This is a genomic window from Caulobacter sp. FG7 (assembly GCF_057808875.1).
Window position 1 is genome coordinate 124,530 of the sequence record NZ_JBMDIW010000002.1, and the last position, 12,614, is coordinate 137,143.

At 68.2% G+C, this 12,614-nt stretch carries 14 protein-coding genes; 11 read left to right on the plus strand and 3 right to left on the minus strand.

Translation table 11 applies throughout. From position 1 onward, the window contains the following. Window positions 1–131: 131 nt before the first annotated feature. Window positions 132–1,553, plus strand: coding sequence for an FAD-binding oxidoreductase (locus tag ACODR1_RS02340; RefSeq protein ID WP_488879013.1), 1,422 nt, complete (start codon window positions 132–134; stop codon window positions 1,551–1,553). Here ACODR1_RS02340 and ACODR1_RS02345 read toward each other — a convergent pair. Continuing rightward, window positions 1,528–2,379, minus strand: coding sequence for a hypothetical protein (locus ACODR1_RS02345; RefSeq protein WP_488879014.1), 852 nt, complete (start codon window positions 2,377–2,379; stop codon window positions 1,528–1,530). The genes ACODR1_RS02340 and ACODR1_RS02345 overlap by 26 nt on opposite strands. Then, complete coding sequence (locus ACODR1_RS02350) at window positions 2,376–2,684, minus strand: hypothetical protein (protein WP_488879015.1); 309 nt, start codon at window positions 2,682–2,684, stop codon at window positions 2,376–2,378. Before ACODR1_RS02350 ends, ACODR1_RS02345 begins: the two co-directional genes overlap by 4 nt. Window positions 2,685–2,824: 140 nt before the next feature. Here ACODR1_RS02350 and ACODR1_RS02355 point away from each other — a divergent pair, with 140 nt between their 5' ends. The 3 genes from ACODR1_RS02355 (at window position 2,825) to map (ending at window position 5,009) form a co-directional block, all read left to right on the plus strand. Next, the gene (locus tag ACODR1_RS02355) at window positions 2,825–3,982 is read left to right on the plus strand and encodes a lipase family protein (RefSeq protein WP_488879016.1); all 1,158 of its coding nucleotides are present in this window, start codon (window positions 2,825–2,827) and stop codon (window positions 3,980–3,982) included. A 68-nt stretch (window positions 3,983–4,050) separates the two neighbouring features. After that, window positions 4,051–4,266 (plus strand): ParD-like family protein, encoded by a 216-nt coding sequence (locus ACODR1_RS02360; protein ID WP_101717213.1) that lies wholly within the window; start codon window positions 4,051–4,053, stop codon window positions 4,264–4,266. Then, complete coding sequence (map, locus tag ACODR1_RS02365; RefSeq protein WP_488879017.1) at window positions 4,263–5,009, plus strand: type I methionyl aminopeptidase; 747 nt, start codon at window positions 4,263–4,265, stop codon at window positions 5,007–5,009. Before ACODR1_RS02360 ends, map begins: the two co-directional genes overlap by 4 nt. Before the next feature lie 6 nt (window positions 5,010–5,015). On the opposite strand, the gene ACODR1_RS02370 is transcribed toward map, so the two are convergent. Then, the gene (locus ACODR1_RS02370; RefSeq protein ID WP_488879018.1) at window positions 5,016–5,837 is read right to left on the minus strand and encodes a hypothetical protein; all 822 of its coding nucleotides are present in this window, start codon (window positions 5,835–5,837) and stop codon (window positions 5,016–5,018) included. Between the two features lie 155 nt (window positions 5,838–5,992). On the opposite strand from ACODR1_RS02370, the gene yaaA reads away from it, so the two are divergent. The 7 genes from yaaA to ACODR1_RS02405 all read left to right on the plus strand — a co-directional run bounded on the left by yaaA (window position 5,993) and on the right by ACODR1_RS02405 (window position 12,590). Further along, window positions 5,993–6,760, plus strand: a complete 768-nt coding sequence (gene yaaA, locus ACODR1_RS02375; protein WP_488879019.1) for a peroxide stress protein YaaA — start codon at window positions 5,993–5,995, stop codon at window positions 6,758–6,760. 96 nt (window positions 6,761–6,856) lie between these two features. Next, window positions 6,857–7,654: a 3-hydroxybutyrate dehydrogenase gene (locus ACODR1_RS02380; RefSeq protein ID WP_116569056.1), complete on the plus strand. Its 798-nt coding sequence runs from the start codon at window positions 6,857–6,859 to the stop codon at window positions 7,652–7,654. A 98-nt stretch (window positions 7,655–7,752) separates the two neighbouring features. Continuing rightward, window positions 7,753–8,814, plus strand: coding sequence for a patatin-like phospholipase family protein (locus tag ACODR1_RS02385; protein WP_488879020.1), 1,062 nt, complete (start codon window positions 7,753–7,755; stop codon window positions 8,812–8,814). Next, entirely contained in the window at window positions 8,811–9,242 is a 432-nt protein-coding gene (locus ACODR1_RS02390) for an NUDIX hydrolase (RefSeq protein ID WP_488879021.1), read from the plus strand. Before ACODR1_RS02385 ends, ACODR1_RS02390 begins: the two co-directional genes overlap by 4 nt. 136 nt (window positions 9,243–9,378) lie before the next feature. Next, on the plus strand, window positions 9,379–11,352 hold the full coding sequence (locus tag ACODR1_RS02395; protein ID WP_488879022.1) for an alkaline phosphatase family protein: 1,974 nt from the start codon (window positions 9,379–9,381) through the stop codon (window positions 11,350–11,352). Window positions 11,353–11,462: 110 nt separating this feature from the next. Further along, window positions 11,463–11,603 (plus strand): hypothetical protein, encoded by a 141-nt coding sequence (locus ACODR1_RS02400; RefSeq protein ID WP_165260832.1) that lies wholly within the window; start codon window positions 11,463–11,465, stop codon window positions 11,601–11,603. Window positions 11,604–12,044: 441 nt separating this feature from the next. Continuing rightward, window positions 12,045–12,590 carry a surface-adhesin E family protein gene (locus tag ACODR1_RS02405; RefSeq protein ID WP_488879023.1) on the plus strand — a complete coding sequence of 182 codons (546 nt, stop codon included), beginning with the start codon at window positions 12,045–12,047 and terminating at the stop codon, window positions 12,588–12,590. The last annotated feature ends 24 nt before the right edge of the window (window positions 12,591–12,614 follow it).

The following is a 12,614-nucleotide window of genomic DNA, read 5'->3' on the forward strand; positions in this document are numbered from 1 at the left end:
TCCACGTCCACGCCTGACCATGCCGATCTCGTCCAACAAAATTCGATTTTGTCCAACATACATCAAAACTGACGACGCCTGAAGGCAGCGCAGCCTTCACCCCTCCCCCGTTCCGCCCTATCCTGCGGGCCATGACCAAGCCCGTTCCCGCCCCAAAACTCCTTGGCGTCGTCTCGCGCCTGAAGTCCGTGCTGGGCGAGGGCGGATGGAGCCAGGATCCCGAGCGGCTGGCGCCGAAGCTGGTCGAATGGCGCGGGCGCTGGAAGGGCGAGACACCGCTGCTGGTCACCCCGCGCTCCACCGCCGAGGTAGCGGCCGTGGTCGGTATCTGCGCTGCCGAGGGCGTGGCGATCACCCCGCAGGGCGGCAACACCGGCCTGGTCGCCGGCCAGATCCCGCAGGGCGAGATCCTGCTGTCGACCGAGAAGCTGCGCGCCGTGCGCGACGTCGACGCGCTGGACGACGTGATGGTGCTGGAAGCCGGCGTCACCCTCTACGAGGCCCACCAGCAGGCCGCCGCCGTCGGCCGCCGCTTCACCGTGGGCGTGGCCTCGGAAGGCTCGTGCACGATCGGCGGCCTGATCTCGACCAACGCCGGCGGCACGGCCGTTCTGCGTTACGGCATGATGCGCGAGCAGGTGCTGGGCATCGAGGCGGTGCTGCCCAACGGCGAGATCTGGAATGGCCTGAAACGCCTGCGCAAGGACAATACCGGCTACGACCTCAAGCAACTGCTGATCGGGGCCGAGGGCACGCTGGGCATCGTCACCGCCGCGGCCCTGAAGCTGCACGCGCCGCTGGCCTCGCGAGCCGTGGCGATCGTCGGCCTTTCCTCCCCCGCCGAGGCCATCCAGCTGCTGGCCCGCGCCAAGGGCGAGACCGGCGGCGCGGTAGAGGCCTTCGAGCTGATGGGCCGCCTGGGCTTCGCCCTGACCGTCAAGAACGTGCCGGGCCTGCGCGATCCTCTGCCCACGGAGCATCCCTGGTACGTGCTGGTCGAGATCGCCAGCGGCGAGCCCGGCGCGGCCGAGACAGCGCTGGAACGCCTGCTGGCCGGCGCCCTGGAAAGCGGCCTCATCGCCGACGCGGCGGTCGCCCAGACGCAGACCCAGATGAAGGCCTTCTGGCACATCCGCGAGGGCCACTCGGCCGGTCAGAAGCCGGAGGGCGCGGTGTGGAAGCACGACGTTTCGGTGCCGGTGTCCAAGATCCCCGACTTCATCGGCCAAGCCGACGCCGCGATCGAGAAGGCCTATCCCGGAACCCGCATCGTCGCCTTCGGCCACGTGGGCGACGGCAACGTCCACTACGACGTGCTGAAACCCAAGGGCGGCGACGACGACGCCCATGACGCCGCCCGCGAGGCCGGCGCCCACATCGTCCACGACATCGCCGCCAGCTTCCACGGCTCGATCAGCGCCGAGCACGGCCTGGGCGCGATGAAGTCGGCCGAGGCCCTGGCCTATAAGGACCCCGTCGAGGTCGCCGCCCTGCGCGCCATCCGCGCCGCGCTCGACCCCCAGCGGATCATGAACCCGCGCGTGCTGTTCTAGGCGTCGCGCAGTGCAGGTCGGCGGCGTAGACGCGCCAAGCGTCCACGGTCAACGCACGCTCGCGGTCGGAACTCACGCCTATCCTGCCGTATTTCTCGCCGGTGATCTGGCTGAGAACGGCGGACAGGGCCTCGACCACCTGGTCCACGCGGTAGCGCTCTGACATCGGAAAACCGTCCGGCGTTACGTCCGACAAGGAAATGTAGCCGAACTTCACCCGCCGCCGGTCGTCCATGACCGAGACGATGGCCGGCACGGCGCCCGTCCCCAGCGTTCCCAGGTAGCCGAACACTTGCTGCTGCTCGGGGCCGGAGGCCGCGCCGAGCTTGGCGACCAGCTTGCGAACTTCCTTGTAGTGCGGACTTTTGCGATCCGGCTTCCAGTCCGCGAGCAGACGCTTCTGGCGAGCGACCTCGGCCTCCACCGCCGCCACGCGACCCGGGCTCGCGGCCTGGAGGGCCTCAGGCGTATAGCCGGCGAACTGGAGGCCCTTGGAGCCTCCCTCGCCCTCGCTCATGAACAGGATCGCCGGCGTCCCGGCGTGGGATTTCAGCGCGGCCACCTCGGGCCGGTAGGGCGCCGTCTGCGGATAGACGAAGATCGCCTCGGGAGCCGGCGCTTCGCCCTTGATCGTTCGGGCGACCGACAGCGGCAGCGCGACGTAGTCGGGGCTTGAACGCGCCGCCTCGCGATCCAGCGCTTGCGGCGTCGCGAAGGTTCCGACGACGATGCGATCGGACGCCGCCGTAAGCGCGGCCAGATCCGGATCCGACGGACAGGCCGACGCCGCCGCCAGAGACAGGGCCAGGGCGACGACCAGGCTCATGCCTGTTCAGCCTTGGCCTTGCGGCGGGCGAAGTAGACGGCGATCAGCGACGCCGCCGCGCCCGCCGGGATGGTCGCCTTCAGGAAGCCGTCGGCATGGCCGGGGCCCAGGATGTTGACCGCGAACGGTACGAAGCCCCACCGGCCGGAGGCTGGCTGCATCCAGAAGGCGCCGACGCCGACGAAGCACAGCACGGCCCAGATCAGCCTCAGCTTCAGGGCCTTGGTGCGGGCCACGAAATAGAGGGCGACGATCATCGGCAGCGGCCAGGCCAGGGCGGCCGCGAGGGCGAGCGTTTCGGTCATCGCTCCCTTTCCTAGCGACCGCCCGCGCAAGCTCAAGCCTCCAATGCGCCGGACGGATGTGCGGCCGGTCACATCTTGAAGTTGAAGCCGTGATAGGGTCGCCTTCGACCCCCGGAAACCACCCGTCCCAGGAGGCGACCATGCCGCAGACCGCCGCGACCAGCCTGACCCTGCAGCAACAGGCCTTCTGCCTGTCGTGGCTGTCGAACGCCGCTTCGGACAAGGTCGACACCCTGGCCAACCTGGAGGCCCACGTGCGCCAGTCGGTCGAGACCTTCCTCGCCGACAACGCCGGCAAGATCGCCGACTGGTCGATCGCCTGGGGCCCGGTGGCGTCGAGCCACGAAGGCGCCGATCCGACCGCGCTCTACTACGCCGACAACATGCTCTATGCGGCCGCCGCCACGGTGGCCGGCGCGCCCTGCCTGGTGGTGGCCATGGCCGGCACCAACGAGGACGACGCCTACGACTGGCTGGCGGAAGACTTCTCGATCGTCCGCCAGATCGACTGGCCCTACGGCAATGGCGGCTTCGACGGCGCGCCCGCGCCCAAGATCTCGCACGCCACGGCGACCGGGATCGCCGCCCTGCTGGCCCTGCGCGATCCTACCGCGGGCGGCGTCCAGGCCTTCGTCGCCGGCTGGACCAAGGCCAACCCCGGCGGGACGGTGATCTTCACCGGCCACAGCCTGGGCGGCGCCCTTTCGCCCAGCCTGGCCATGGCCGCCGTGGGCCAGAACGGCGGCCCGTTCGCCGACACCACCACGCTGACCCTGCCCAGCGCCGGCCCGACGCCTGGCAATCCCGACTTCGCCGCGCTCTACACCCACTTCTTCCCGGCGCCGGCCCCGGACTCGGCTGACGGCGGGCCGATCCCGTTCAACACCGACCTGGTCAACGCCCACGACATCGTGCCCACGGCCTGGAACGACGTGAAGCTGACGGGTTTCTTCACCAACACCGGCGACATCGCCTTCAAGCTGGCCATGGACGCCCTGCTGGCCTCTCTGGACGGCCTGGCCCACGGCCTGATCGGCTTCAACACCTACCAGCCGATCGCCCACCAGACCTTCGCGGCCGATCCTCCCGACGTCGATTACGACAGCCTGCAGGCCTATTTCGGCCTGATCGTCGCCAATCACCTGGCGGCCTATCCCACCCATGTCGGCGTCGACGACGCCCTGACCGACACCACCGCGGCCATGACCCGCGCCACGCTGCGTCAGGTGCAGACCCACGCCAAGCGCCTGACCGCGGCGGCCAAGAACCAGGGCGCTGTCGCCCAGGCGGCGCAATAGGGTTCTTGTCTCCGGCGACCGCTCGACCATATAAGACATATACGAAACGTATATGCGAGAGCGAGGCCATGGGCATCGTCAACATCGAGGACGAGCTGCACGAGCAGCTGCGCCGCGCCAGCAAGGCCTCGTACCGGTCGATCAACGGCCAGGCGGCGTTCTGGATCAGGATCGGCATGCTCAGCGAGCTGAACCCCGGTCTGACCTTCCAGGAACTGGTGGCCCGCGAGCTGAAGGAGGCCGGCGTCGACGCGCCCGACCTGCCGGCGACCACCAGCGCATGACCATCGACAACGAAGACCAGCTGGACAAGCTGCGCGCGGTCGGCGCCCTGGTGGCCCGCACGCTGACGGCCATGGGGGCTGCGCTGGAGCCGGGCATGACCACCCGCGAACTGGACGACATCGGCCGCGCCCTGCTCGAGAAGGACGGCGCCCGCTCGGCCCCGGAGCTGACCTACGACTTTCCCGGCGCGACCTGCATCTCGGTGGGCCCCGACTGCGCCCACGGCATTCCGGGCGACACGATCATCAAGGCCGGCGACCTGGTCAACATCGACGTCTCGGCCGAGCTGGACGGCTATTTCGGCGACAGCGGGGCGAGCTTCTCGGTGCCGCCGACCTCCAAGCGCATCGAGCGCCTGTGCCGCGACGGCCGGCGGGCGATGTGGGCCGGCATCCGCGCGGTCCGCCCCGGCGGCCGGCTGAACGAGATCGGCCGCTCGATCGAGGCCTTCGCCGACAAGAACGGCTACAGCCTGGTGCGCAACCTCGCCAGCCACGGGGTCGGCCGCTCGCTGCACGACGCCCCCAAGGAAATCCCCACCTGGCATGAGCCGCGCGACCGGCGGGTGATCACCGAGGGCCTGGTCTTCACCATCGAGCCGTTCCTGTCGCTGGGCGCCGACTGGGTCGAGGAACTGGACGACGGCTGGACGCTGCGCCCGCCGGGCCGCGAGGCCACGGTGCAGTACGAGCACACCATGGTGGCTACCCGGAACGGACCGCTGGTGCTGACCCTGGCGTGAGCGGTCTCAGGCCGCCTGGTCGAGATCAGGGGCGGCCGCCTTCGCCTTGGCCGCCTGACGCGCCTTCCAGGCCACGACATGGACGATCACCGCGCCCACGGGAATCGTGAACTTGAGGATCCAGGCGTAGAAGTTCGAAAAGCCCATCTTCGAGATCCCGGCCCCGATCAGATTGACGCTCAGGACCTGGAACCCCGCCTGGCCGGTGGTCCAGTTCATGCTGGCGGCGCCGACGCCGGCCAGGGCCAGGATCGCCCACAGCCACTTGCGCTTGAGGCCCGGGGCCATGACGGCGGCGGCGATCGCCGACAGCATCAGCAGCGGCGACAGCACCGTCGCGGCCAGGAACGCCAGCTGCCCCGGCGAGCGGTCGGTCAAGGTGAGAGAGCCCTTGGCGAGCTCGGCGTTCGAGGCGCGGTTCAGCGTGAGACCCAGCAGACGCCAGGGCGCATTCTCGCCGACGCGCTCCATCCGCACCTCGTACAGAACCGCCTCGTTGGGGAACGACAGCTCGTAGACGAGCACCGCGGCCTGGCCAGCCCCGTTGAAGACCGTCTGCATGTTGATCAGCCGGCGCTCGACCGTGCCGGCCGGCCGCGCGAACGGACGCAGGGCCCGGATCTGCTCTGGCGAGGTCGAGGCGTGCGCCTCGGGCGTCATCCGCGCCCGGACAGCCTCGCCACGGCCGGCGGCCACGTCGTCATAGACCGCCCTGGCCACGGCCTCGGCCGCCGGATCGGCCTTCAGCGCCGGGGGCTTGCATCCCGTCAGCGCCAAGGCGGCCGCCACCAGCAGGAGCCCCGCCGCCCGCTTCATCACGCTCTTCATCCGTACGCCCCGCACTCACGCCCCTACCGGGCGGAAACTGGTCGAACCCTCGGGGGTTGTCCAGCGGTCAAGCTTGCAGGGTTCGAACCCTTACGGGCCAATGATCGATCAACAGGTGCTGGCGAAGCCTGGCCGGAGCCTCTATCTGCACCCCCATGCTGATGGTCATCTCTCCCGCCAAGTCGCTAGACTTCACCGCCCCGGATCAGGTCCTGCCCCTGACCACCCCGGCCCTGAAGCCGCAGATCGCGGAACTGGCCAAGGTCACCCGCAAGCTGACGGCCGCCGACCTGCGCCGGCTGATGCACATCTCCGAGAAGCTGGCCGACCTGAACCGCGAGCGGTTCCAGCATTTCGACCCGGAGGTCGAGGACGGGCTCCAGGCCGTGATCGCCTTCAACGGCGACGTCTATGCGGGCCTGGCCGCGCGCGAACTGGACCGGCCGGCCCTGGAGTGGGCGCAAGATCGCTTGCGCATCCTGTCAGGCCTCTACGGCGTGCTGCGGCCGCTGGACGCCCTGCAGCCCTATCGCCTGGAAATGGGCACGCGCCTCAAGACCAAGCGCGGCGCCAATCTCTACGACTTCTGGGGCGAGACCATCGCCAAGAGCCTCAACGAGGCGGCCGCCGATCACGCCGATCCGACGCTGGTGAACCTCGCCAGCCAGGAATATTTCGGCGCCGTCGACGCCAAGGCCCTGAAGCTGCCGGTCGTCACCTGCCACTTCAAGGAAGAGAAGGCCGGCACGATGAAGGTGCTGGGCTTCTACGCCAAGAAGGCGCGCGGCCGCATGGCCCGCTACGCCATCGAGGGCCGCGTCGAGAAGGCGCAGGACCTGAAGGCCTTCGATCTCGACGGCTACAGCTTCCGCCCCGACCTCTCGACGGAGGCCGACTGGGTTTTCGCTCGCCCGCAGCCCTAATTTCATCTATCGATGAATTTATAAGCGCTCGCTCTTCGCGATAGCGAGCTATATGCTGCAATGCAGCAAGTCGGGCAGGACAGCAGGAGCGCGCCGATGGCCGTGGATTTCGGGTTGCAGGGTCAAGTCGCCATCGTCACGGGCTCGACCAGCGGCATCGGGCACGCGCTCGCCGACGCCATGGCCGCCCAGGGCGTCAACATCGTGCTCAACGGCCTTGGCGAGATGAACGCCATCGAGCGCACCCGCGCCGAGATGGCCGAGAAGCACGGTGTCGAGGTGCTGTACCACAGCGCCGACATGACCAAGCCGGTCGAGATCGCCGACATGGTGCGCGCCGCCAAGGCCGAGTTCGGCGAGCTGGACATTCTGGTGAACAACGCCGGCGTCCAGCACGTGGCCCCGGTGGACGAGTTTCCCGACGACAAGTGGGACCTGATCATCGCCATCAACCTGTCGTCGGCGTTCCACGCCGCCAAGGCGGCGATCCCGATCATGAAGGAGCAGGGCCGCGGGCGGATCGTCAACATCGCCTCGGCTCACGGCCTGGTCGCCTCGCCCTACAAGTCGGCCTATGTCGCGGCCAAGCACGGCATCCTGGGCCTGACCAAGACCATCGCGCTGGAAGTGGCCCAACAGGGCATCACCTGCAACGCCATCTGCCCCGGCTTCGTGAAGACCCCGCTGGTCGAGGCCCAGATCGCCGATCAGGCCAAGGCCCGCGGCATCAGCGAGGAGGCGGTGATGAAGGACGTGATCCTGGCCGCTCAGCCGACCAAGCAGTTCGTCACCGTCGAGCAACTGGCCGGTCAGCTGCTCTACCTGGTCAGCGACCTGGGCGCCTCGGCCAACGGCGCGGCCTTCACCGTCGACGGCGGCTGGACCGCGCAGTAGGACGTTGGACGTCGGTCGGTTCGGGGGCGGATCGACAGCCGGCGCTTGAGACGAAAACCTCGTCCTTCGACAGGCTCAAACTCCGGAGGCAAAGCCCCATGCCTATCGCGCCGCTGAGGAAGAAGCCCAAGGGTCCGCGCCCGATCAGCCTGGCGCTGCAGGGCGGCGGGGCGCACGGCGCCTTCGAGTGGGGCGTCATCGACCGCCTGCTCGAGGAGGCAGGCCTGGAGATCCAGGCCATCACCGCCGCCTCGGCCGGGGCCATGAACGCGGTGGCCTACACCTCGGGCCTGATCGCCGGCGGCCGCGACGGGGCCAGGGCCTCGCTCGACGACTTCTGGAAGCAGGTCAACCGCAAGGGCGGCCGCAACGTCTTCGGCGACACCAGCATCTGGACGAGCGCATTCGGGGGCGCGACCGACTGGATCAAGAACACCCCCGGCTGGCGGATGGCCGAGACCCTCGCCCTGTCGCTCAGCCCCTACGAGTTCAATCCGTTCAACCTGAACCCGCTGCACGACATTCTCGACGAGGCGATCGATTTTACGGCCCTGCGCGAGCGCTCGCCGGTCAAGCTCTACATCGCCGCCACGGCGGTGCGCACCAGCAAGGCCAAGGTGTTCCGCGAGACCGAGCTGACCGCCCGCCACGTGATGGCCAGCGCCTGCCTGCCGCAGGTGTTCCAGGCGGTCGAGATCGACGGCGAGCCCTACTGGGACGGCGGCTTCCTGGCCAACCCGCCCTTGTGGCCGCTGTTCTACGACCAGACACCCGACGACATCCTGCTGGTCAGCCTCAACCCCTTCGTCCGCGACGAGACGCCCAAGAGCCCGGGCGAGATCATGGACCGCCTGAACGAGATCACCTTCAACGCGGCGTTGTCCTCGGAGCTTCGCGCCATCGGCTTCGTGCAGAAGCTGCTCGACGAAGGCCTCTTGAAAGACAATGCCCGGGGGCGCTATCGGCGCATGCTCGTCCACGCCATCAAGGCCGACGGGCCGCTGGCCGACCTGTCGCTGGCGTCCAAGTTCAATACCGAGTGGAGCTTTCTGACCGACCTCAAGGCCCGCGGGCGCAAGGCGGCGGAAGACTGGCTCGGCGAGTGCATGTCCCAGGTGGGCGAGCGCTCGACGGTAGATCTGAAGTCTGGTTTCGCATGATTACCCCCATCCCGACCCCCTCCCCCACCGCCGGCGTCATCTGCCTGCGGGGGCATGAGGTGCTGCTCATCAAGCGCGGCACGCCCCCGCGCCTGGGCCAATGGAGCCTGCCGGGCGGGCGCATCGAGTTCGGCGAGACGGCCGAGGCCGCCGCCCTGCGCGAATTGCGCGAGGAGACCGGGGTCGAGGCCCGGCTGCTGGGCCTGATCGACGTCGTCGACGGCGTCTTCACCTCGCGCGAGACCGGCGAGACCACCCGTCATTTCGTGATGTTCGACTACGCCGCCGAATGGACCGGCGGCGAGCCCCACGCCGGCGACGACGCCGCCGACGCCCGGTTCTTCACGCGGGAAGAGGCCATGGCCGCCGTCGAATGGGACCTGACCCGCCAGGTCATCGCCCAGACCTACGACCTGTTCCGGCGATAAGGCGATCGCGCCACGGAACAAGTGATAATCGCACAAAGAAAAATTCTATTTAAGGTTGCGATCCCTACTCGCTGGACGTGATGCTTCTCCTCGCCTGGCCGCGCCCTGACGGCGCCCGGCCCAAGGGGAGGCGTCGATGTCCACCAAACATTCCTGCCAGATCTACATCCAGAGCAACGTCGGTGATCCGACCATCGTCACGCTGTGGCACAAGAATTCCGACTACGGCATATCCAGCCAGACCTGGACGATCCCGCCCAACGGCAAGGTCGGTCCGATGAGCGTGTTCTTCAACACCGGCCTCGGCTCGCTGACCGTGAAGGACTACTGGGCCGTCAAGCTGGTGGTCGAGAGCGGCACGGCCCATGGCGTGTTCCACAGCGTCGGCTCGGACAACTGGACCGAATGCCAACTGCAGTCCCCCGACGCCGGGCAGTCGATCACCCTGACCGTCGACACCGGCGCCCTGAAGATCCCCCTGCCCTCGGGCGGCACGTCCGCGCAGATGCAGCTGACCTCGCCGCTGGCCCAGGTCGACAACGTCTTCGTGCTGATGCTGGAGAACCACTCGTTCGACAACATCTTCGCCTTTTCCGGCATCCCGGGGATCGTCGGCTCCTCGAGCCAGAACATGAACGAATACAACGGCGTCCAATATTTCTGCGCCACGCCGGCCCCGACCGCCATGCCCACCGATCCCGGGCACGAGTTCGCCGACGTCTACGAGCAGCTGTGCGGCCAGGGCGCCGTGCATAACCCCTGGTCGAGCTACGGATCGCCCACGGCGACCGGCTTCGTGGCCAACTACGCCACCAGCACCAGCGAGCTCAAGGACCACAACCCCGCCTACCTGCCGACCCAGGCCGAGTACGGCGACATCATGCTGTGCTTCGACACGCCCAATCAGCTGCCGGTGATCTACCAGTTGGCCACCGAGTTCGCGGTCTGCGACCGCTGGTGGTCGTCTCTTCCCGGTCCCACCTGGCCCAACCGCTTCTTCGTGCACGGCGCCTCGTCGGCCGGCTGGTCGGACTCGCCGGGCGACAGCTATATCGCCAAGTGGGAGACCGTCAGCGGCTTCACCTATCCCAGCGGCGCCTCGATCTACGACCGGCTGAACACCGCCCACATGAACTGGCGGATCTATGTCGACGAGGAAGGCAACACCCTGGGCGGCATTCCCCAGGTGTCGTCGCTGAAGGGCGTGACCTACAAGATCGACACCGAAGCTTTCTCCAGCTTCGCCGATGACCTGCTGGGCCCCTACCCCTACCCCTACACCTTCATCGAGCCGAACTACGGCGACATCTATGGCGGCACCTATGTGGGCGGCTCCTCGCAGCACCCCATGGACTCGATGGCCAAGGGCGAGGCCCTGATCAAGGCGACCTACGAGGCGATCCGCAAATCGCCGGGCTGGGAGCGCAGTCTGCTGATCGTCACCTATGACGAACACGGCGGCTTTCACGACGCCGTCACGCCCTACGGCGCAACGCCGCCGAACGACGGCTCGCCCCAGGACGTGGCGATCAACTCGGGCGGCTTCCTGTTCGACCGGTACGGCGTGCGCGTGCCGGCCGTGATCGTCTCGCCGCTGATCCCCAAGGCCTCGGTGAGCCATACCCAGTACGATCACGCCTCGGTGCCGGCCACTCTGGAGGCCCTATGGGGCCTGCCGTACATGACGGCCCGCGACCAGCACGCCAGCACCGTGCTGCCGCTGCTGTCGCTGGCCACCGCGCGCACCGACTGCCCGGTGACGCTGGACGATCCGGCGCCCGAGGCGGTGGCCGCTTCCGCGACCCCCGCTCCAATGTCGGCCGAGGTGGCGGCCCAACCCCTTCCTGGCAACGGCAACACCATCGGCTTCCTGCACATCATGGCCAAGACCGACCTGGCCCTGGCCAATGGCGACCCGGCCGCGGGCGCGGCGATCCAGGCCCGGGTGGCGGCGATCAAGACCCGGGGCGAGGCCGAGGCTTACGCCGCCGAGGTGGCCGCAAAGGCCGCCGCGGCGCGGGCCGGCATGGAGAAAACGAAAGCCGCCGCCGCGGCCTTCGCCTCGCCCAAGCCGCCAGAGGTGATTTCTGGACCCGAAAGTCCAGAATAAGGCATTGAAATTTATACGCTTGTCGAACCAAAGCTTCGGTGAGACGCTTTCCTCGTGACCGGCAGCCTCGACGTCAGAGCGCGGCGCCGGCTCACGAGGAAACGAGAGAGATGACCCCGCAAGACATCGTGGGCCTGGCCCCGCCGCGCGGACTTCTGGCGATGATCGCGCTGATGCTGTCGGCCATGGCCGCCTGCTTCTGGACCCCGGAAATGGACCCCGAACGGATCCTCGACGACGAGCGCCGCTAGCTTCGCAAACCATCGGTTTACGAAATCGCCATCTTCAGTCTAGGGTTGGTCGTTCCGACACTGAAGCCCTGGGGGGGGGATGAACATGCGGACGCTCACTAGCCCGCGCGGCGGATTGCGCGCTGTCATGACCGCGGCGGCGGCGATCGCCGCCATAGCTCTGGCCGGGGCCGCCGCAGCTCAGAACCAGGCCGGCTCGACCACCGTCACCTCGCCGAGAGCCTGCTCGTCCTCCAGCGTCGGGCATTGCCTGGGATGCTCCATCGCCTGCCCGGCCAGCAAGATCGCGATCTGCAAGGCGGGAAACTCGCACCCTCAGTTCGGCTGCACGGTCATTCCCAGCTGCGCCTGCGAAACGCCGGATCTGGTCGCGCGCCTGAGGCCCTCTCCACAACTGTCGTCACCGGTCCCGTCCTCGCCCGCACGGTCGCAGGGCGGCCGATGAACCTCGCCTGCAGTGCGGCGGTCCAGCGATGGGCGGGCCCGGCCGCAGCCATTGCGCTGCTCCTGGCCGGCGCGCCGGCCGGAGCAGTCGAGACGCTCGACGCCGATCCTCCGACCATCGCCCAGCTGCTGACCTGGGTACGCGCCAACATCGGCGTGAACGGCTGGACCTTCGCAGGCGGCAACATCGACGAGAAGCGGGCCATGTTCATCTATCAGGGCCTGTTCGACGACAGCCAGTATCCCGACCTGATCCGGGTCTGGGTGAGGGGGGAGCGCTATCGCCCCCGCTGGGATTCCAACTCCTACATGGTCCAGACCGACATCAACTGCCGCAGCCCTCAGTCGCGGCAGCTGCAGGGCATATTCTACAAGGACAACAATCTGGGCGGCGCGGTCGTCTACCGCATCGACCAGATGCCCGAGTACCAGTGGACGGGGCCCATGCCGATGTCGACCGGCGAGACCATCATCAACACCGCCTGCGCCCTGGCCGCGGCGCGACGCGGCGCGCCGCTGATGCTGCCCATGCCCCAACCCTGACGCTCGAAATCCAGACCGGGGCGG